Genomic DNA, 21,440 nt, shown 5'->3' with positions numbered 1-21,440 from the left:
CAACTAGAGGGGGCTAATGGTAACAAATTATTAATCAAAAATATTAAATGAAACCACATTGGGCTAAACAAGAAGTATACGATTACTTTGATTCATTTTTAGAGCAAAGCATTCTAAGCAATAATAGTTTTATAACAGAGGGTAGTGGAATTTTTTCAATTGAAAACTTAAATAATTGTGTATCTGCCTTTGTCGATAATCCTGACACAAGTGCGCGAAATTTTGACGAAAAATCAAAAGATCAATTTGCAAATGCTTCTAAAGAAACAAAAGAAGTTTTTGCCCATTTTATATGGCTATGGGGTTTATCTACTTCAGATATGAGAAGTTGGGGCAAACAAAGTGCCGTTATTCGCTTTTTAGGAGAGGAATATAATGATTTATTATCCGATGTATTTGTGGATGGTGGGATTGGGTCAGCCGGACAACGGCATAAACTGAACAAGCCCTTTGAGATTTCATATTTGCTTTTGTTATTTAGAGATGTAAAAATCAATTTATTATCTAATGAGATAAATGATATTCAATCTTTAAAGGAATATATTGAATCCCTTTGTAAGGAATTGTATTATAAGAATGATGATACAGAATTAACAACAGATAAAAGGCTAAAAAAGGTAAGCAAAGAATTTCTTGCTTTACATCACATAATCTTGCATTTGTGTAATCCACAGAAGTATGAAGCCATCGCAGCTCAAAAACACAAAGACGCTATCATAAATACTTTTTTCAGTTTACTGGACAAAGAAAATACTGACGGTTTATGGGGTGATATTGATGGAAGCATTTTGTTAATCAGAGAAGAGTTGAAAGATTATGTAGGAAATGAATTTAGCTTTTATGACAAAAAAATTCAAGACGCTTGGAATTTTGGAGAAGATAAAAATGATTTTGTTTCTATCGAAACTTTATTTGAATACAAAAAAGCAATGATTTTTTATGGCCCTCCAGGAACGTCGAAAACTTATTCAGCTACTCGGTTGGCAGAATTAATCATCACCAAGCAGTATTTCAGGAACAAACACAACATCAAAGAATATTTTGAAAATTCAGATCAAATTTTTGAAAAACAGATACATCACTTGCAATTACATAGCAATTACAATTATGAAGATTTTATAGTAGGTCTGCATATTGAAGAGAGCAAAAGTATAGCAAAACCTGGTTATTTGCTGAATCTTATTGATAAAGTCCGTGAAGATGATTTACCTCATATTTTGATATTAGATGAAATAAACAGAACAGATATATCCAGACTGTTTGGAGAATTATTCTCTGCGTTAGAATATCGAAATAAAAAAATTAAACTTTCAGTGGGCAACTTTGAAATCGCTCTACCCGATAATTTATATTTCATTGGAACAATGAATGAAATTGATTTTTCATTGGAAAGAGTAGATTTTGCTTTACGACGAAGATTCTTATGGCAGTTTAAGGGATTTGATAGAAATATATTATGGCAGATAATCAACGAGAAAAGAAACTCATTAAAAATTGGCATTAACAGCACGGAAATAGAGACATTTATAAATAAATGTGAGCAGTTAAATAATGAAATTTCTAAAATTCCTGAATTAGGAGAAAATTATCAAATAGGCCATACTTTTTTTGCGGAGATAGTCGATATATTCAATTCCTTTAAGAATATTCATTCAGGCAGACGTTATTTCCTAAATCAACCTGTAAATATTTTATGGGAAGTTAGTATTAAGCCAATATTACAAGCATTTTTAGGAAATATGGATGCTGATTCAAAGAACCAAAAGATAAACCAATTGCAAAAAGTATTCATTAATGATTAATGATTACATTCATATTGAAGCTTTTGATTGCTTACCTTTTCCAGAAAACGAAGTATCTGCTAATGTTTTACAGGCATTTATCGCTTCACAAAGTGAAAGTGTATTTTGGTTTTCAAAAAAGTACCGTATTGATGAAGATTCAAAATTAGCTGAATACGACTATAGAAATCATTGCTGGATAGCAGGAAGATTCGTGGGAGAGGCTTTTTTCTCTATTAAAGATCAGGACTATAAAATCACTATCAAACCTCGATTTGGAGAAAAAATGCTTTTTAGAATGTTAGAAGAAATCTTTAATATTCGCATCACTTCTTCCATAAGTCAGGCAAATAAAGATAATGATTGGCAACACTATATCAAACGTATCATTGCTTTTATTTGGCTACAAAAATTAGCGAATGCCAATTTACACGGATTACCTAAAGTTCATGTAAAAAAGAAACATAAGGGACAAATAATAAGAGGCAGATTAGATGTAAGAAAGTCTATAAAGCCGTATTGTCAAAGTAAAGAAATTGTTTCAATATATAGAGAGAGGGAAATTGACAAAACAATTGCACAAATTATTTTTCAAGCGCATAATATCCTTAAAACAGAATTTGCAATTGGTCAAATAAATATTCCTGATTCTGCTCAAGAGGCAATTAATCAAGTGCATAGCGCAATACAAAGCAAAGAACATATAAGCTATGACGATTATAGAAGAATAAGTTATAAAGAGATTTATCTAGGTTGGAAACCTTTTGTGGATTTATCTTGGGACATTATCCAACGGAAACAAATCAGCCTAAAACAAGACAAAAATCAAAATGGATTTGGTTTCTTTATAGATATGGCAGAAGTCTGGGAACAATATTTAAGAACTATTTTAAAAAGAAATCTAGCTAAAATTGGTTGGCATTATATAAATGAGAAACAAATAGCTTATCCGAATCATTTTTATAAAAGAGAATTAATACCTGATCTTATGTTTCAAAAAGGAGATGAAATTGCTATTTGGGATGCAAAATATAAGAAAATGCTAGGTAGATACTTTGACCTTGATCGTTCTGATTTCTTTCAGATACATACTTACATTCAAAATTTTCTAAATTATAAGACTGTTAAAGTTGGAGGGTTATTATATCCAATTTCTAACCATCCAAATTTTAACGATTATAAAAGCCCATATCTAATTAATGAGAAAGGAGCTAACATAAGTTTCATTATTGATGGAATAGAATTAGAAGAGAATGAAAAAGACCAAAATCCATCGATTAAAGAGCAAGAGTTTATCAATCGTATAATAAACATTATAGAAAATTAGGCTTTTATTAAATTAATATGATCTTATTTCCCCACCATATTTTGAGTAGGATGGAAAAGCACATAATAGGTAGCTTTGTATTTGAGAAAATGCAGAGCGAAAATGGAGCGAGGAGAAACTCAGAATATTGAATACAAGCTAGTTTGGAGAGATGAATATCTGAAATGGATTTGTGGTTTTGCCAATGCAAAAGGGGGCCATATTTATATAGGCATTGATGATAATGGAAATATTACCGGTGTAGATAATTATAAAAAGCTGATGGAAGACATTCCAAATAAGTCTGTAAATCATTTAGGACTTGTGGTTGATGTAAATCTACATGCGGATGAAGGAAAAAACTATCTTGAAATTATTGTTCCGATTAGTAATATACCCATTGCTTATCATGGAGTTTATCACTACCGAAGCGGAAGCACCAAACAAGAACTTAAAGGAATTGCTTTACAAAACCTGTTGCTCAATAAAATGGGAAAGAAATGGGAGGATATGGCTGTTGAAGGAATAACCTTTTCCGACCTTAATGGTAATAGCATTCAAGCATTTATTATTAAGGCAATTGAGAAAGATCGTATTCCTCCAAATACACTAAACATTAGCAAAGAAACGCTATTCAAAAACCTCGGACTCCTTACGGAACAAGGGCAGCTAACAAATGCCGCCGTTTTATTATTTGGGGAAAATCTAATCAAGGTATCGGTAACGGCAAGTTTCAAGATTGGACGATTCGGAAAATCCAGCCATGATCTTTTGTTTCAAGACATCGTTGAAACCAATATTTTTGAGATGGCTGATAAGGTAATCGAAATGCTTAAAACCAAATATTTGGTTAGACCTATTTCCTATAGAGGATTGGAACGTATGGAACCGTTGGAATATCCGGAAACGGCATTAAGGGAAGCGGTTTTGAATGCTATTATTCATAAGGATTATTCCAGCACATATACCTTTCTTCGAGTGTACGATGACCGATTACATTTATGGAATCCGGGAACTTTACCAGAGGAATTGACAATTGATAAACTAAAACAAGAACATTCATCCTATCCCCGAAATCGAAATATAGCCAATGCATTTTTTAAAGCTGGTTATATCGAATCCTGGGGGCGAGGGATAAATAAAATCATAGATGCCTGTAAAGAGGCAGGATTGCCTGAGCCGATTATTGAGGAAGATCAAGGTGGAGTAAGTGTTATTTTTCTAAAAGATATTTATACTGAAGAAATTCTGAAAACATACAATCTTGAATCTCGACATATAAAGGCCTTATTGTTTATAAAAGAGAATGGTCGAATTAATAATAAACAATACCAGGAATTTTTTGAAATCTCCAAGAGGATGGTGTCTTATGATTTACAAATGCTTGTTGATAGGAATTTTATAACCAAAATAGGTTCCACAGGAAAGGGAACCTACTATATTCTCCAAAGGGGAAATAAAGGGGTAAAATAGTCTCCAAAAGGGCAATAAAGGAGCAATTGTACAAAAACTATATATATTGAATCTACTTCTATCTCCACACAGGTAATTACTTTGTTCCGATTTCCAAAATCCAAACGCTCACGCAAGGTATGTTTGTGGTGTTGGTAAATACCTTTTGTAAACTGGAAAATTCATTTATAGTAGAGTAATACCTGCAAGGATTGAATAAATTTGCAACTCAAATGCTAAAGTAATGAACGAAATTATGGATCAGGATTATCATCCTAAATTTATGTTGAGAGCAATTGAGCTTTCGAAAATGGCATACAAGAGCGGCAAAGGTCTTCCAATTGGCTGTGTAATTGTTAGAAATGGTAAAATTATTGGAGAGGGACATAATGAAATTTTTGAGCGGGTCAATCCAACATCACACGGAGAAATGGTCGCTATTGAAAGGGCTTGCAGAAATATCAATGATCTTCAATTATCTGAATGCCAAATGTACACTACATTAGAACCCTGTCCTATGTGCTTAGGTGCTATTTATTGGGCAAAAATTCACAAAGTCTATTATGCGAATACAAATGCTGATGCCGCTAAAGTTGGGTTTGATGATACATTTATATTTGATGAATTACGAAAAAGTGCCAATGAGCGTAAAATTAATTTCTTATATGTGCCCGACAAAAATGCAATAACCGTTTTAGAAGAATGGAAATCCAAAGATTTAATATCTGCCCAACCTTGGAATGATAAATAATGTCAATTAATCTTGTCCATCAAATTATTGTTCCATTCCAAGTGTAGATACCAGGCACAATGAGATTAATACTGATAGTAGTAAATTGTGATAAAATATTCTTTAGTCCAATATATGAAGTCCATAAAGAGTTCATTGAAAGAACATACTATAATTCTTCAAAGGGGCAATAAAGGGGCAAAAACGCCTTTAAAGGGGCAATAAAGAAGCAATTTAACAAAACTACTTCTTAAACCATTTGTAAATAAGTGGTTTGATTTTTTAAGCAGCTAGTATATCAGCTAAAAGCTTTAAATCCTCTATTAATTGGTTCGAGTTTTGTACCATATCGTTCACAAAAGAAGGGCTGTCTTGATTTTCAAGACAGCCCTTTTTTATTTGGTTATGTATCTCAGAAGAATATCAAATATGTTAAAATCATTGCGCTGAAAGGACCTTTAATTTTTCTGAACAATGGTCCTCCAGATACATAAAAAGCTATTGTGGAAAATATGCTTACTACAGCAAAAGTACTTTTTCTACTCCCTGTTTTAAATTGCTATATATATTTTATCAAACCTACAGGGGGACTGTAAATACAGGTATCACAACCATAGATTCCTCCTTTTTCATTAAATTGGATGGGACGCGAATATTTATTTTTAATCGCATTTAAGTACTCCTGTGAAAAAAGGATATACGGTTGCTGTTCTGCATAATGATACTTTAATAGTTTATGGGCTTCCACCACCGTAGCGCCATAGAGTTTGTTGAATTTTCCAATCACATATTCGGAGAACGTCCCGTAATGCACAATAAATTTTAAAGAAAGAAGAATTTTTGTTTTTAACTGCTGATGCAATTCTTCCAGACATTTACCAAAAGCATCTTTCATTACTATAGCCTGTTGGATAATACTTGCCATCTCCGAAGGGTCTCCGTATTTATAAAAAAGTACGGCATCACCTTCTATTTCTGAGATTTCAAATGCTAATGTATTGTGATTGATAATGCTGTTTAGCAACTTTTCGGTAATATAGCTTCCTACATACAAACTGTGACTTAATACAAAATCTGTAAACCCGCTAAAATCCGGAATCAGAATCACCCCTTTTTGTTCTACTTTTTTCATATTATAATATTTTACAGTCCTTTTTTCCCCTCTAACCAGAACCCTTGTGCATAGATTTTTCCTTTATGATGCTGCTCTTTAAGCACTTTCCTGAAGTTTTGTAGCGATCTAACATTTCCGGTAAGAATCACATTGGCATCCTTCCATTCCTCATTTTTAATAACAGGTAAATTCCGTATTTTTTCTTTGTTCCGAAATACATCATGCTTAGGGAAAACCGTATAATTTTTCAGTCTCAATAGTTCAGGTACAGCTTTGTTTTCCTTATCCAGTTCAATATAAAATTGGTACTGGTGTTCGTTTTGCTGCAATACCGGTAAAAAGGCTACCATTAAACTTAATGAGGTTTCATCACCGAAAATAAGTTGCTTTTTCACTTCAGGGTCAAATTGTTTTTGCCCGGCCGGTATGGCCATTTTAACGACATCTCCCGGTTGAAGCTGTTTCATAAAATTACATCCCGGAGCATGGCCATGCAGATGGGCAATGACTTCCAATATGCCTTTTTTTCTACTCCCGTAAGAAACCGTATAATGTCTTGTGTCTTTTGCATTTATGCGAAATGAAATGGAATATCCGAGTTCAAAACGGAGTCCTTTGTAATCGCCTTTAAACCGTATTTTTTTGAGTTGTGGGTTGATGTTGGTGGTCTCTACAACTTCTACCGTTCTCATCATGGAAGAAGCGAGTGTTTCCAAGGCATCGTTTACCCATTTTGGTGCTGTTGGCATCTCCTTAATTTTTTGAGGTTACTAAATTATTGATGGCTTCCGCATTACGGTTTTTACTTTTAAATTTTCCAGCAAGTCTATCAAAGGCAGAATAGACCACAGGCACCACAATCAAGGTTAGCAGCAGTGAACTTATAAGCCCGCCAATGATTACCCAGGCCAATCCGTTGTTTAGTTCCGCACCGGCCCCGGTGGCCAGGGCAATGGGGATCATACCGATGAATGGCTATGGTGGTCATTAGAATAGGGCGTAAGCGGGCGTGATTGGCACTTACAAGGGCAGTAAAAGTATCTTGCCCTTGTGCTTTCTGTTGATTGGTAAAATCGACCAGAAGAATCGCATTTTTAGCTACTAAACCAATAAGCATAATAATACCCAAAATGGTAAATATGTTCAGCGCATTATTGGTAAGCGCCAAGGCCCAAAGTGCACCGATAAAAGAAAGGGGAATGGAAAAAAGCACCACCAACGGGTAGAGGTAACTGTCATATAAAACCACCAAAATAAGATAGACCAGTATAATAGCTGCCAATAATGCGATGAGTAGGGTTCCAAAGCTATCGGACTGATTTTCCATATCGCCACCCCAGATATAACTTACGCCATTTTCTCGCGGAATCTTGGTAAAAGCTTCTTCCCAATCTGCGGCAATATCACCGGAAGGTCTTCCTGCCGCCTGTGCAGAAATGGTTACCGCTGCGCTTTTGTCCCGGCGTTCCAGAAAACTGGGCCCGGTACCTTCCGTAATTTTCGAGAATTGTGAGAGTCTGACCCTTTTGCCTTCAGCATTAACAAAAGAAATATCCCTGACATCCTGAATAGATAACCGGTGCGCTGCATTGTATTTAATGTTAATGTCGTATTCATAAGCACCGGCACGGAATTTTCCGTCGGTGTTGCCGTTAAAAGCGGTTTGCATGGCCAGTCCCACATCCTGTAATGTAATACCCAAAGCTGCCATTTTATCCCGGTCTATGGAAACCTGTACTTCGGGATTCCCTTTTTCGGCACTGGTTTTTATTTGGGTAGCTCCCGGAACTTTGGCTAAGGAATCCAGGGCCTTTTTGGAAAATTCCAGTGCATCTGTATAATCAGGGGCAGTAATGGTTAAGGATATCGGTGCATCGTCAGCACCTCCGACTATACTTACCGTAGCGGTTTTAATTTTTACCCCGACCAAAGCTTTTTGCAATTCCCGTTTCACTTTGGCGGCAAAAACAGTGGTTTTATCCTTGCGCTCAGACTTGTCTTTCAGGGCTACCGTAATTTCGGATTTAAAAGGAGTTTCCTGAGTGCTGAACGTTCCGTCACTACTTTGCCCAACAGTAGTGACTAAGCGGGTAACCTCGGGATGTTGCCCGAGTATTTTTTCCGCTTTTTGAGTGGCCAGATTCGTGTTTTCCAAAGAAGCATCTTTGTTGAGTTCCAGTTGTACCACAAATTGTCCGCGATCTACCGGAGGAAGGAATTCCCCACCGATAAAGCCCATTACCAAAAGTGAACACGAACCTATAAATAATAATATCACAACGAGGGTGGTTTTCCCTTTATGAACCAAAGACCATTTTAATAAATCACTTACAAAATGGGTGAATTTATCCAGTCCTTTTTCAAAACCCAGAATGATTCTTTCAAAGACATTTTTCCCGGTGATCTTTCCTAATTTGCCGAAGCGGGAAGAAAGCCACGGAACAATGGTAAAAGAGGAAAGTAAGGAGAATAAGGTAGCGAGGATGACGGTAACACAAAACTGGGCAATTAAATCGGAAACCAAACCGGTACTCATGGCAATAGGGAGAAATACGACCACAATAACCAGGGTAATTGCGGAAACAGTAAAACCGATCTCTACCATGCCATCATAAGCGGCCTGCACCCGGTTTTTTCCCATCTCCATATGACGGTAGATGTTTTCCAGTACTACAATAGCATCATCGACCAGAATACCAACTACCAGCGAAAGTCCCAATAGACTCATCAGGTTGAGTGTATATCCCAGGAGGTACATCCCGATAAAGGTAGCGATAAGTGATGCGGGAATGGAGATCATGACGATAAAAGCATTTCGGATGGTATGCAGAAAAAACAGCATGACTACGGCGACCAGTACTACGGCTAATATTAAATCGTGCATTACGGCATCAGACGCTTGCAGGGTGAATTCACTGCTATCATCGACGATAGGTAACTTTACATGATTGCCGGCATACTGCGTTTCCATGTGTTGTAAAGTGTGGCGTATGACCCTGCTTACTTCCACGGCATTGGCATCAGATTGTTTCATTACCTGCATTATAATGGCATCCTGACCATTCACACGGGCAATTTTATTGACCTCTTTCTGGGTATCCCTTACTTCGGCAATATCGCGTACCCGAACCTGAATTCCGTCTGTTGAACTCACCACTAAATTGCGTAGCTCATCGACGTTTTCATACTTACCCGATAAACGGATCAGTACCCGATTGTGACGGGTTTTTAAATTTCCGGTAGGATAATCAATATTGGAGGTCAAAATTGTGCTGACCACTTGGGGTAAGGTCAGATTGAAGCCTTTTACTTTTTCGGGATCAATGTTCACCTGGATTTCCCTTTCGGAGCCTCCGATTACATTGACCTGGCCTACACCTTTGGTGCTGGAAAGCACCGGTTTTATTTTTTTATCCAGTAAATCATAGAATTCGGTCTCTTCCATGTTGGCGGTGGCACCAATCGTGATAATCGGTAAGTCGCTAAGCGAAAATTTACTAAGTGACGGTGGGTCAGCATCTTCAGGTAAGTCTTTTTCAATCGCATTTATTTTACGCTGCGCATCATTCAGGGATTCGTTCTCATCGGCATCCGAGTTGAGGGTTAACATTACTGTGGAAAGTCCTTCAAAAGATTTGGATTCTATTTTCTTTACATTTTCCACCGAAGAAATGGCATCTTCAATTTTCTTGGTCACCGAGTTTTCTACTTCGCTGGAAGAAGCCCCTGGGTATGGAGTAGAAATGGTAATCATATTCAGGCTGAATTGCGGTAACAGTTCATAGCCCAACCTACTGTAGCTATAAAGTCCGCCTAAAATAAGAATGGTGAAAAGAACCACGACAATCGTGGGACGTTTGATAGGTATTGCTGCTATATTCATAGGGTGATATATTTATCGGATAATTTGAATTGCAGATTGATCTTCCAAATTGATCTGTCCGCTGGTCACGACCACATCCCCAACCTGTAAACCGTCAAGAATTTCTACCTGATTATTATAATTCTTTCCTGTTCGTACTTTTTGCAGGTGAACTTTATTGTTTTTTACCACAAAAACCTCACTTTCTCCCAAGCCTTCGGTAAAAGCATTACGGGAAATAACTTTTATCGTGTTTATTGGTTCGGAAGGGGTGCTAAAGATGGCTGTAGCGTACATCCCTGCCTTTATGGGGTGAGTCGTGCTGTTTTGCAAGGTTATTTCTACCGGGAAATTCAGGGAGCGGTCTGCCTTTGCCGCTACAAAAGCAACTTTACCTGTAAACGTGGTGTCCGGATACACATTTAATCGTATCTGCGCTTCCCGGCCTGCCGCTATATGAGAAACCTGTAGTTCCGGTACGCTTACCTGAAGCCTTAGTGTATTGATATCTACAATTTCAAAAAGTGAGGTCGTCGTATTTACAACAGCCCCTGTTTCTACGAATTTTTTATTGATAACACCGTTTATGGAAGCTTTAATACGGGTGTCTTCTAAGTCCAGGTTGGCGTTTTCCAACGTTGATTTGGCATTGTCTAATTGCAATTTGATTTGCTCTAACTGTTCCCGGGTAACTCCGCCTGTTTTAAAAGCGCGTTGATAACGCTCGTAGTTCTCTAAAGCATTGCGGTAGTTGGCATCCGCATTCCGGTAGGACACATTGATCTGATCTTTTTTAAGATAGGCCAGGGTTTGCCCTTTGCTCACCGGGTCTCCTTCTTTAACCGTAATTTTCAGAATGGTCCCTGAAGTTTCTGGGGTGACGATGAGTTCCTGTTCTGGTTTAAACGTTCCGTTACTCCTGTAGCTAAGTTGTGGGGTGATGCGTTTTACCGTATCTGCTTTAACACTAATTGCATCGTTCTTTTGAGTAATAAGAGCGGTTTCCTGCTGGTTTTGCTCTTTATTGGAAAGAAGGAGGTATATTGCCCCGCCAAGTACCAGGCAGAAGATGATAATGGTATATACTGTTTTTTTCATTTTGTGCTTATTTTAAGAGGGTTTGTAATTCGCCTTTCGATTTTAAATATTCCAGTTGTGCCAGGCGATAATCGAGTATCGCCTTGTTATAATTATTCTGTGCTTCGATCAGTGAAGTTTCTGCATCCAGAACATCGGTTAACGGAGCGAGTCCGTTGGTGTAGTTGTTCTGAATATCTTCCACGACTTCTTTGGCCAGCACTACATTTTGCTGCTGGTTTTCTATGGTGATCTCACTGTTTCTGATTTGATTTTTAGCGTTTTCGAAATCTGCCCGGAGCGATAGTTTTTTATCCGCTATATCCAGTTGAATGGCTTCCACATCCAATTGCGCCTGTCTTACTTTAGCGCGTGTTCTGAATCCTGAAAAAACAGGGATGTGCAGGTTAAGGGCAATACTGGAATAATCGGTCCAGTACACCTGCCGGGCTTCACCCTTTCCGATAGGAAACGTATCGCCTAAACCCTGATAATGATATTGAGCGCTAAGACTGAGCGTAGGATAATTGGCGGCTTTGCTTTCCTGCAACGCATAGTTGCGTAAGGCTTTCTCCTTAACCAGGGATTGATAGGCGTTCAGTGAGCTTACGTCAAAAGTTTCTTTTTCACTAAGAGGTAGGAGCGGAACAGGTTCTGACGTTAATGTAATCAGCGTTTCCATAGGTAGCCCTGTTAAAAGCTTAAGCGTGTTTTTACTGATTTGAATGGAATTCTGTAGTTCTTGCCGCTGCGCCTCAAGGTTAGCTACTTTTACCTGAATACGCTTTACATCGATTTCTTTAGCCAGTCCGTTCTCAAATTGATTATTAATAATGTGCTGAATTTTCACGGTATTTTGATATGTGGTATCTACTGCAGCCAGATTAGCTTGCAAAATGAGGGTGCTGTAATATTGAGAAGCTACTTTTTCGATCAAAGTTTCTTCGGTGAGTTTCTGATTGATCTGGTAAAACTCGCGGGTAGATTTTGCCGCTTTCAACCCGATAAAAACCGATTGATCAAATAACTTCTGGGTGAGATTAACGCCGCCATCAGCGTTCCATTTTTGTCCTAAAGGCGCCATGATTACCGTGCCGGGTTCTCCCAGAATTTCTCCGGGCAAGGCTGTTTCCTGAAGAATGGGGTTATTGATCAGGCTGCCATCCAAAGCGATAGTTGGCATTATTTCAGCTCTCTTTTCCTGAATTAGATAATCACTTTTGGTAAGCTCCAATTGTGCTTTTTTAGCTTCTGCTTTATTCTCGAGGGCGTAATTCAGCGCCTCTTTTAAGGATAGCTCTTTTGATTCCTGAGCATTTACTTGCAGACACGTATTAAAGAACACTCCAAAGAGGACCAGTAGTTTTTTTATTATTTTCATTTAATTTATATTTAATCCGACTGTTCGGTATGTTTATAATTAAAATTAGTTAGGCTAAGAGTTATTTATTCAATATATTATTAAAACCGACCATTCGGTATGTATTCGTGTAAAATTTTTTAAGCTTTTACACTTTCGTAAAGACTGTTCCAGATTTCTTTTACCTCATTAAAAAGCTTATCAGAACTGCTTATCATTATCATGTGCATTGCAATTCCATCACTACTATATACAAATAGCTTCGCTAAATTTTTAGGTGAAAACGTAGTATTGATTTCCCCGGTTGCCATTGCATTGGTAATGACTTTTTCCCAAGCCTTCAATTCTTCCTGAATCCTATTTGTCTGTTGCTCTTTAATTTCTGGTAATAAACGAAGGGCATCAAATAGAATATAATAGATATTATTGGGGAAATCCCCATCAAAAGTTTCCTTATACCAACTGTGCAATATTTTATCGCGGTCCTGATGAATTTTCAGATTGGCCTTATAAAAAGATTGTAAAGAATCTGAGGGTAAAGTATTGTAATCCAAATGAAGCATTTGTCTGAAATACACATCAATCACTTCTTTAAACACCTGTTCTTTACTGCTGAAATAATGATAAAAAGCCCCTTTTGAAAAGCCTGAGCTCTTTACGATCTCATTCATGGTTACCTCCTTAAACCCTTTTTGTAAAAAGAGGAGTAATGAAGTTTTTAGAATATGTTTTTTAGAATCCTTCATAAAACCGAACGTTTGGTATGCAAATATAGAAACAAATTATTCTTTACCAAATTCTCATGTAAAATTTTTTAATCCTGAGGGTTCGCCGGGCTATACATGAAAATTAAGGTCTGACTTCAAAAACTGGGTAAAAGACCATTGTAGTTCAGGAGGTCTGTTAGCTAAAAAACAAATCGTCCACATCAAATAGCTTTTGTAGCTCGTATCTTATATTATTTTTTCAGCTCATTATCGGGGATCAGTTTATGATCTGTTTTTGGATTTACAATCCTTGTTCTCCCTGAGCTCTGTTTTTGAATATTCTTATCAGCAGTTTTTTTATATCTTATATGATCGATACTCGTTTTTTATCGCATCCTGTTTCTCATCGGATATAAACTTAATAGGGAATGTTGGTTTTGCGTATTCTCAAGACCACATTCCGGATTTGGGGTGATAAAAGAAGAATGGCGATCACAAAAATTACCCCGACGAGCATCAAAAAATAATAGTCTCTTGTGGCCCTGATCAATAGCTGTTCCCCTATTAAATGATTGAAAAACGTTCCTGATATTTCTTTTGCAGTATATATATCACTACCCGCATTTATATGTTGGTTCTGAATATCCTGTAAAGCGATACGCCATTGGGGAGTAGTTTCGGTTAATGTTTCCCGGAATTTTTCCCGTACCGCTGATGTGGTGTATAATTGAAACTCGTTGTTAAAAGCCATACTTACGGTAAAACCGGTAAATCTTGCAAAAATGCCGAGTAACGAAGCATTTATCGAAATTTTCGGCGGGGAGGCAGAAGTGGTAAATGAAACGATCGGAACAAACAGTATCCCTGTGGCGATACCATAGATAAGCATGGGCAGCATAAAGTCACCGGTTTCTCCCTGTTTGGAAACAAAAAGTATCATGCAGGTATAGTATAGTGCCATACACCCGAACCCCGCTATGATAATTTTTATCAGGTTATAACCCTTCAGGATAAAGCGGGAGGTAACAAACATACTCAGGACGGTTCCTGCAATTACGGCGGTCCATATAGGTATAGTACTTAACGGATCATGGCCCAAGATGATGTCAAGATAACCATAGGCAAGCCCTGTACTGCCTTTGAAAATGTAGAATGTAAAAAGCAGTAACAGACCGATGATAAAATTCTTTTCTTTAAAAATCCGTAAATTGATTAGTGGTCGTTTAAGTTTCGATTCTCTACTGATAAACAATATAAGGATGAGCAAATTACTGAAACATAGAAACCGGATGAATGAGCTGTCCAACCAGCCCAACTGATGCCCGTAGATGAATATATAACCCAATGACAGAATAAAAAATATATAAAAGAGATACCCCACCCAATCTACCTGGTAGAGCGGTATTTTTTTTGTAAATCTTGCCTGGCCGTTCATCGTTAGTAACACCACAAGGGTCAGGATGATGAGTAATATAGTGTTGCTGTAAAACAACCAGTTAAAGTTGTAAGTATGCAGTATTACACTGGAATAGATGGAGTAGAACGGGGGAGAGATTTGTATGCATCCGTAGAGTACACTATAGGCAATAACCCTGGCCCGTGTAACCTGGAGTCTCGGAAAAGTCAGTTGCAGGACAATGCCCGACATCAATGCACAGGTGATGCCCTGTATAAACTGGCAGACGACAAATAGTACCCAGTCTCTGGAATGAAAACAGGCAAAGGAGCATATAGTGTTGACAACGAGCGCTATAATCAGATATCTTCTGGGAGCAAAATACTTTACGATACGAAAATCAAGTGCCAGAAAAGCTACGGTTGAGCCATAAAGGACGATCATGGCATATTGAACATCGGTAGGCTGTATGCCGTAAAACCCCATGGTCGTAACAGGACTGCTGTAAAAGGCGAAGCTGAACAGGCAGGTCATCAAAATAGCCAATATCACAGCTATTGCCAACCACTTGGGCACCCATAGTTTGAAAACCGGAATTTTGTGTGCTTGCATAATCAATCTTTTATGACGTAAACATTGGCATTCATTCCGGCTGCGATTTTAGCCAATTTCTCGGAGGTGTCGGTAAGCTTGATCCGGACCGGAATACGCTGGGTGATCTTAACAAAGTTTCCTGTGGCATTATCCGGCGGAAGCAAGGAATAGCGGGAGCCGGTAGTGGGAGAAAGCGATTCGATAATTCCGTTGTATTTTTCATTCGGAAAAGCATCGACCTCTATGGACACGGGCAGCCCTGAACGGAGATGTCTGATCTGGGTTTCCTTGAAATTTGCGATAACCCATTTTTCTTCGGCTTTGTTCACCAAAAATGCCAATGTCTGCCCCGGCTGTATCAATTGACCTTCCTGAATGGTCTTTTTACCAAGCTGTCCGTCAAAAGGTGCGGTTATTACGGTATATTTAACATCCAGTTCCTGCCTTTTAAGCAGTGCTTCCTTGATCTTGATTTCTGCCGCTATAGCCCGGCGTTGTGCCCCCAGATCTTTGAGCCTGGATTCGGCTACGTGCAGAGAAGCTATAGCCTGATTATAATCAGATTGTGTAATGGCTAAAGAAGCATTCACACGATCAAATTTTTGCCGGGTCGTAGCTTCATCAGCCAATAGGTTTTTATAGCGTTCGAATTCATTTTGTTGCTGTTTTAATTTTGCTTTAATACCCGAGAGTTGTGCTTTTATGACCGCGATGTTTTTGGTTTGTGTTTCTACGTTGGCAGCCAAAACAGGTAACCTGGCATGCGAACTCATCAGTTCCGCCGCTGCAGCATCCCTTTTCAGTCCGTACTCGTTAAGCTCAATAACCACAAGGGTATCTCCCTTTTCAACCTGTTGATTGTCTTTGTAATAAATTTTATCGATGTAACCCCCTACTTTTGCGTTTACGGGAGACAGATACGCATCTACCTGTGCGTCATTCGTTTGCTCGTAACGATACCCTTTTAAGAAATAAACCGTTCCCCAAATGATAACTGCTGTACATAGTACGATTCCCAACCACGTTGTCAGGGTTATGATTATCTTGTCTGATCTTTCTTTGCTCATGTTTTTTATTTTAAAGAATTCCTGTGATTGCCAATAATCGGATATGGCTCAGTTTTAAATCTGCCTGTGCGGTTATCAGGTTAAATTTAGCTTCCAGCAAAGCGTTTTCTGCTTCCAGAAGATCCGTTAAAAGTGATTCCTGATTCAGGTAGCTGTTTTTGATTACGCGAACCGTTTCCTTACTTTCTACAATATTTTTTTCTGCCATTGCTAAACTTTCCATAGCCTGTAGCCTTTGTAAATAAGCTTCTTTGACTTGAATTGAAATTTCATCTTTTTTAATTTTGATTTTTTCTTTTACCTGATTGTCTATCATCCGGACACGTGCTACAGCGTGTTTGTTTTTGTGTAGATTATCTATGGAGAATTGCATTTTGATTCCCGTTTGCCCAAATCCCCATAAGTCCTTCGAATAAGGATAGAATGAGATCTGCGGATATGTGTAATTATAATTGGAATACAAGGAAACCCGTGGAAAGAGAGTGGCTTTGACCTGTTTGATATTCAGTTCGCTTAGTTTGTTGTCGCTGTCGGCTATTTTGTACTCGGGCGATTGGCTGAACGCAATATCCATGTAATCGGTATAATCCGAATCGATGACGATATCCGTATTTATCGCTTGCTGATAAGGAATCTTTAATTGTCCCCGGACATCACGACCCATATAGATGTTGAGACGGTGTGTGGCAAGGTCGATTTTCTTTTTAATATCTGAAAGATTTAATTCCAACTGTGACAATTTCACCGAGGTTCTCAGCACATCGCTTTTTAATACGATACCGTTGTTATATAAGCTTTCGATCAGGGATAATTGTTTTTTCTCCGCATCGATTTCAGTACAAATAAAATCACGGAATTTTAGCAGTTTAAAAAGGCCGAAATAAGCAACGGCAATAGTGTATTTTATATTTTGCATCTGCAGGTTCACTTCGTATTGTCTGCGTATATTTTCTTCCTGCTTTATTTGAATATTTCTCTTTTCCTTACCACCGTTGAAAAGATCGAAATTAAAGCTGTATCCTACTCCGTAGCCATAACCTTTGACAGGTACCTCCTGTGGAGATGCGAATAGTCCGTTGTTATAAATGAGAAACCTGGAATTGAGTTTTACATCACCAACAATGGAAAGTTCCGGAAGCAGGCGATCCTTGGCCTCAAGTATCTCCAACTGGCTTTGTCGAAGATTTAAATCCGATAATTTTAGCTGATGATTATTCGTTTCGGCAATTTTCCATATTTCCTCTAAAGTATAGTTGGGGACGGAGTCTTTTTGCTGAGCATGCAGCAAGTCCAGGTGTGCGAACAGAAAAATTACAGTGGTGAACAGTATTGTTTTTTTATGCCGGTTGATCTCCATAGCTGTCGGTTTTTATTAGGGTATGTTCCACAATGAATAGTAGTATTTACAGGGCAAAATTATCCCGGCGTACGCATTGTTTTTTTATATAATTAGCCTGATATTTGTTATATTTGGCCACATGGAGATTCTTGAGCAACTCAGAAGCAGTGTTGACCGAAACCCGGATTCGATATTGGTCATGAGGCAGCAAACCGAACAGCGTTTGCCTTCCCATGAGCATGATAAGGCACAGTTACTGTTAGTTTTCGGAGGAATTGCGTATCTGCAGACTGCGGAAAAAGACTATTATATTCCGTCTAATCATTATATCTGGATACCTGAAAATTACTCCCATAACCTGATGTTTAATACACAGGACCTGTTTATCATTAATATTTATTTTCCCGGAGAACGTTCGGATGATTTTTATGCTGAACTCGGAATTTATCCTGTGAGTAAGCTTTTGTCGGAAATGCTTTCTTTCAGCGAAAAATGGCAGGGCGATTATTATAAAGGCTCCTGGGAGTTTGAGTTTTTAATGACGTTGAGAAATCTGTTGTCTAAGGAAAACCTTAAAAGGTTTTCGATTCAGTTACCGACCACAGACGATAAAAGACTCCATAGTATAGAAGAGCATATCAGAAATAAACTGAATGAAAGTCTTACGCTCGATGGTGTTTCCAAACAGTTTGGGATGAGTGTACGAAGTCTGACCCGGTTATTCCAGGCCAAACTTCGGATAACCTTTATCCAGTATGTAAAAATGCTGAGGGTCATACGTGCCATGGAGTTAATGAAAGATACGGATCTGAATATGACCGAGATTGCCTATGAGGTTGGGTATTCGAACATAGCCGCTTTTAGCAATAACTTTCAACAACTCACCAACATCCGGCCATCCGTTTTTAAAGTAATGTCTTCGAAATAACGAAACAGGCCTGTATAAAGTCGGGGAAACAGCCCGTTTTGTAATAGAAAATAGTGGAAGCGGTTATACCGGGTAGTGCAATATCTATTTACCTGTTTTTTATTTAACAGGCTCACTTATACACACACAATTATCTTTGTACGCCGGCCTCGTGGTGACCGAAACAATCTACAATAGGGGTAAGGTGTAAACGGTTTGTATATCGTGTCGTTCATGACCTTAAGCAGCAATTGTACAAAAATATGTGCTGTGTTATTTACCTATAAAATGGCCAATTTTGTTCGGTTTATGGTCTTATTCGAAATAGGGGGAGGAGCTTTTCAGGTGTTTTCGTATCTTTAAAACGTATTGTAGAAAGGTGTTTTGTTCGTAATTCTTTTCCACCAGAACACCCTGATTTTTCCCGGATTGTTTCACCATATAGTAAAACCATGAGGATAAAGGTTATTTCCCTGCTTTTTACGGTATCGTTTCATATAGCATTTGCTCAGAAACGACCGAATATTGTTATTTTTATCAGTGACGACCAAAGTCAGATGGATGTCGGTTGCTATGGGAATTCCCAGGTAAAGACCCCTCATATGGACCAACTGGCCAAGGAGGGAATGAAATTCAATGCTGCTTTTGCAGCTTCACCGATGTGTGTTCCTTCCAGAAGTACCATGCTTACCGGATTATACCCTTTTAGCAATGGGGCCCAGATGAATCACTTCGCATTGAGACCCGGAACGAAAACCCTTCCGGAATATCTGAAAAAGCTGGGGTATTACGTGGCTATAGCAGGGAAGATAGACGTATACCCGAAACCGCCGTTTGACAAACATATTGGTGAATATTTCGGGAAATACCTTCCCGAAGAAAACAGGGATGATCCGAGGAACGAGACCGTACATTTTATTTCTGATTATTTCCGGGACGCCCCGGATAAACCTCTTTGTCTCATCGTTGCTACCTGGTTGCCTCATGTGCCCTGGAAAGAAGGCGGGGAGTGGGATCCGGACAAACTGACATTGCCCGGTTACCTGGTCGATACACCGGAAACCCGGAAAGCTATGGCTGCATATTATCACAGTATATCCAGAGCAGATAAAATGCTGGGAAAAATGGTCAATGCCGTAAACGATGCAGGAGAAGAAGCGAATACAATATTTATGTTTTTCTCTGACCAGGGAGTACAGTTTCCAGGGGCAAAATGGACGACGTATAATGAAGGACTCCGGGTTCCCTTTATTGTAAAGTGGCCGGGAAAGATAGCGCAGGGTACGCAGACAGACGCCATGATATCGCTGACCGATCTGACGCCTACACTGATAGACCTGGCGGGCGGAGAGGTTGTGGAGGGATTGGACGGAAGATCCTTCCGGGAAGTGATACTTGGAAAACAGGATAAGCATAGAGAATATATTTTTGCAGAAAGCTCCATGGAACCCCAATACTGGTATAATTATGTGCCTTCGAGGACGATTGTAGAGAAAACCGGGTACCACTACATCCGTAATTATAATCCGGGTGTGCCGTTTGTTACGCATATAGATGATGTAGAACGTAATATGTATTATTTTGATTCGTGGGAAAAAAGGGCAGAAAAAGACAGCCTTGCCCGTTTTCTGCTGGACCGGTACCGTTTCAGGCCCCCGGAGGAGCTATACGATCTGAACTCGGACCGTTGGGAATTGCACAGTCTTGCCGGAGACGATACATACCTCGCCACCAGGAAGCGACTCAGGAAAATCCTCGCTGATGTGCTGGATAAGCAGGGAGAAACCGAAGATCAGATCAGGCATGGAACGTTACCCGATTTTTACGATCGTTCGTATGAGGTTCGGCAGGGAATCAGTGTCAACGATATGTCTTTCGAAAAGAAACTCTGGGAACCCGAAGAGAAACTTTACATCACAGCATACATCCGGGGTATGGACCACGACGGAGTGATTGCGGAATATTTCAACCGTTTTAAGATTTTTGTAAAATCGGGAACGTTGGGTATAGCTTTCGACGAAGAGGAAATATTTTACAGTGCAAAGGTCGATGCCCAAGAAGGACAATTGGTCCTGGCCCTGGAGAAAACAGGGGATTTCGAATTGAAATACGCCGGAGAAATCCTTATTAAAAATCGGGTAGGCGGTGATTATACGGGAATTCGTTCCGGGTACGTTTCATGCGGACTGTCGAGAGAAAAAAATCCCGGACAGGGAATGCCCCTCTATTTTGGCGGAGAAATAAATAACTTCAGAGTGTCTCTGGATGCCTTATCGAGAACACCGGACTAAGTGCGTGACGGGGTTTTGGAATGCAGGATTAAAGTAATAAAAAAAGAGGCCGTCTAAAAAGTTTTAGGCGGTCTTTTTATATTGAGTCTGTTTGCTTGTTTTCAACTTGGAGTTGATAAGAGTTAAAGGTTAAAAAGTTAATGAGTTAATAGAAGTTGTGGGATTACGCCCTTAACCCAACCTTTTTAAGATTGTGTGCCATAGCCACAAGCCCTATTTCGGTTTCCACTTTATCCAGTCCTCTGAGCATAAAGCGCTTGAAGCCCATATTCTGCTTTATATTCCCAAAGACAGCCTCCACCTCCCAGCACCTCCTTTTTCGGTGGGCAATGCCCTGTTCTGAGAGCAACAGTGCTTTGGCCTTGGCCTTTAACCGTATTAGCTCATGGTTTCTCTGGATGGTCCGGTTGCCTTTGGTTTTATGACATAAGCCCCTTAGAGGGCAACCCCTACAGTT

15 protein-coding genes and 1 pseudogene are annotated in these 21,440 nt (G+C 38.9%); 6 read left to right on the top strand and 10 right to left on the bottom strand.

The features are described from left to right. Window positions 1-47: 47 nt before the first annotated feature. From BT112_RS19405 to BT112_RS19390, 4 genes are all read left to right on the top strand, one after another. Window positions 48-1,802 carry an AAA family ATPase gene (locus BT112_RS19405; protein ID WP_072319127.1) on the top strand — a complete coding sequence of 585 codons (1,755 nt, stop codon included), beginning with the start codon at window positions 48-50 and terminating at the stop codon, window positions 1,800-1,802. Continuing rightward, entirely contained in the window at window positions 1,795-3,108 is a 1,314-nt protein-coding gene (locus tag BT112_RS19400; RefSeq protein WP_072319126.1) for a 5-methylcytosine restriction system specificity protein McrC, read from the top strand. The genes BT112_RS19405 and BT112_RS19400 overlap by 8 nt, the downstream gene beginning before the upstream one ends. Before the next feature lie 102 nt (window positions 3,109-3,210). Beyond that, a complete protein-coding gene (locus tag BT112_RS19395; RefSeq protein WP_072319125.1) occupies window positions 3,211-4,560 on the top strand; it encodes an ATP-binding protein in 1,350 nt (449 codons plus the stop codon). A 223-nt stretch (window positions 4,561-4,783) separates the two neighbouring features. Beyond that, window positions 4,784-5,290, top strand: coding sequence for a nucleoside deaminase (locus BT112_RS19390; protein WP_072319124.1), 507 nt, complete (start codon window positions 4,784-4,786; stop codon window positions 5,288-5,290). 538 nt (window positions 5,291-5,828) lie between these two features. Here the strand turns inward: BT112_RS19390 and BT112_RS19385 are convergent. From BT112_RS19385 to BT112_RS19345, 9 genes and pseudogenes are all read right to left on the bottom strand, one after another. Then, window positions 5,829-6,401, bottom strand: a complete 573-nt coding sequence (locus BT112_RS19385) for a DUF2652 domain-containing protein (protein ID WP_072319123.1) — start codon at window positions 6,399-6,401, stop codon at window positions 5,829-5,831. 11 nt (window positions 6,402-6,412) lie between these two features. Next, window positions 6,413-7,132: a ferredoxin reductase domain-containing protein gene (locus tag BT112_RS19380; protein ID WP_072319122.1), complete on the bottom strand. Its 720-nt coding sequence runs from the start codon at window positions 7,130-7,132 to the stop codon at window positions 6,413-6,415. Between the two features lie 4 nt (window positions 7,133-7,136). Beyond that, window positions 7,137-10,266 (bottom strand): annotated as a pseudogene (locus BT112_RS19375) (efflux RND transporter permease subunit). A 12-nt stretch (window positions 10,267-10,278) separates the two neighbouring features. Continuing rightward, window positions 10,279-11,343: an efflux RND transporter periplasmic adaptor subunit gene (locus BT112_RS19370; RefSeq protein WP_072319121.1), complete on the bottom strand. Its 1,065-nt coding sequence runs from the start codon at window positions 11,341-11,343 to the stop codon at window positions 10,279-10,281. Window positions 11,344-11,350: 7 nt separating this feature from the next. After that, window positions 11,351-12,703, bottom strand: coding sequence for a TolC family protein (locus BT112_RS19365; RefSeq protein ID WP_072319120.1), 1,353 nt, complete (start codon window positions 12,701-12,703; stop codon window positions 11,351-11,353). A gap of 119 nt (window positions 12,704-12,822) precedes the next feature. Further along, complete coding sequence (locus BT112_RS19360) at window positions 12,823-13,428, bottom strand: TetR/AcrR family transcriptional regulator (protein WP_072319119.1); 606 nt, start codon at window positions 13,426-13,428, stop codon at window positions 12,823-12,825. A gap of 379 nt (window positions 13,429-13,807) precedes the next feature. Continuing rightward, window positions 13,808-15,397 carry an MFS transporter gene (locus BT112_RS19355; RefSeq protein ID WP_072319118.1) on the bottom strand — a complete coding sequence of 530 codons (1,590 nt, stop codon included), beginning with the start codon at window positions 15,395-15,397 and terminating at the stop codon, window positions 13,808-13,810. A gap of 2 nt (window positions 15,398-15,399) precedes the next feature. Beyond that, window positions 15,400-16,446, bottom strand: a complete 1,047-nt coding sequence (locus tag BT112_RS19350; protein WP_072319117.1) for an HlyD family secretion protein — start codon at window positions 16,444-16,446, stop codon at window positions 15,400-15,402. A gap of 10 nt (window positions 16,447-16,456) precedes the next feature. Continuing rightward, entirely contained in the window at window positions 16,457-17,803 is a 1,347-nt protein-coding gene (locus BT112_RS19345) for a TolC family protein (RefSeq protein WP_072319116.1), read from the bottom strand. A 121-nt stretch (window positions 17,804-17,924) separates the two neighbouring features. Here BT112_RS19345 and BT112_RS19340 point away from each other — a divergent pair, with 121 nt between their 5' ends. Next, a complete protein-coding gene (locus BT112_RS19340; RefSeq protein ID WP_072319143.1) occupies window positions 17,925-18,713 on the top strand; it encodes an AraC family transcriptional regulator in 789 nt (262 codons plus the stop codon). Window positions 18,714-19,144: 431 nt separating this feature from the next. After that, window positions 19,145-20,983: a sulfatase family protein gene (locus tag BT112_RS19335; RefSeq protein WP_072319115.1), complete on the top strand. Its 1,839-nt coding sequence runs from the start codon at window positions 19,145-19,147 to the stop codon at window positions 20,981-20,983. Window positions 20,984-21,146: 163 nt separating this feature from the next. Here BT112_RS19335 and BT112_RS19330 read toward each other — a convergent pair. Then, window positions 21,147-21,440 (bottom strand): transposase (locus tag BT112_RS19330; RefSeq protein WP_139276312.1); only part of this gene is annotated, 294 nt, incomplete at its 5' end.

Origin of the sequence: Sinomicrobium oceani, from assembly GCF_900119185.1 — a bacterium.
Taxonomy (GTDB): Bacteria; Bacteroidota; Bacteroidia; order Flavobacteriales; family Flavobacteriaceae; genus Sinomicrobium; species Sinomicrobium oceani.
The sequence above is the reverse complement of the archived record's forward strand: the minus strand, read 5'-3'. Positions and strand labels throughout refer to the sequence as shown.

Coding starts and splice junctions, on each gene's coding strand:
- BT112_RS19405 (WP_072319127.1), top strand. CDS start 48: ATGAAACCACATTGGGCTAAACAAGAAGTATACGATTACTTTGATTCA.
- BT112_RS19400 (WP_072319126.1), top strand. CDS start 1,795: ATGATTAATGATTACATTCATATTGAAGCTTTTGATTGCTTACCTTTT.
- BT112_RS19395 (WP_072319125.1), top strand. CDS start 3,211: ATGGAGCGAGGAGAAACTCAGAATATTGAATACAAGCTAGTTTGGAGA.
- BT112_RS19390 (WP_072319124.1), top strand. CDS start 4,784: ATGAACGAAATTATGGATCAGGATTATCATCCTAAATTTATGTTGAGA.
- BT112_RS19385 (WP_072319123.1), bottom strand. CDS start 6,401: ATGAAAAAAGTAGAACAAAAAGGGGTGATTCTGATTCCGGATTTTAGC.
- BT112_RS19380 (WP_072319122.1), bottom strand. CDS start 7,132: ATGCCAACAGCACCAAAATGGGTAAACGATGCCTTGGAAACACTCGCT.
- BT112_RS19370 (WP_072319121.1), bottom strand. CDS start 11,343: ATGAAAAAAACAGTATATACCATTATCATCTTCTGCCTGGTACTTGGC.
- BT112_RS19365 (WP_072319120.1), bottom strand. CDS start 12,703: ATGAAAATAATAAAAAAACTACTGGTCCTCTTTGGAGTGTTCTTTAAT.
- BT112_RS19360 (WP_072319119.1), bottom strand. CDS start 13,428: ATGAAGGATTCTAAAAAACATATTCTAAAAACTTCATTACTCCTCTTT.
- BT112_RS19355 (WP_072319118.1), bottom strand. CDS start 15,397: ATGCAAGCACACAAAATTCCGGTTTTCAAACTATGGGTGCCCAAGTGG.
- BT112_RS19350 (WP_072319117.1), bottom strand. CDS start 16,446: ATGAGCAAAGAAAGATCAGACAAGATAATCATAACCCTGACAACGTGG.
- BT112_RS19345 (WP_072319116.1), bottom strand. CDS start 17,803: ATGGAGATCAACCGGCATAAAAAAACAATACTGTTCACCACTGTAATT.
- BT112_RS19340 (WP_072319143.1), top strand. CDS start 17,925: ATGGAGATTCTTGAGCAACTCAGAAGCAGTGTTGACCGAAACCCGGAT.
- BT112_RS19335 (WP_072319115.1), top strand. CDS start 19,145: ATGAGGATAAAGGTTATTTCCCTGCTTTTTACGGTATCGTTTCATATA.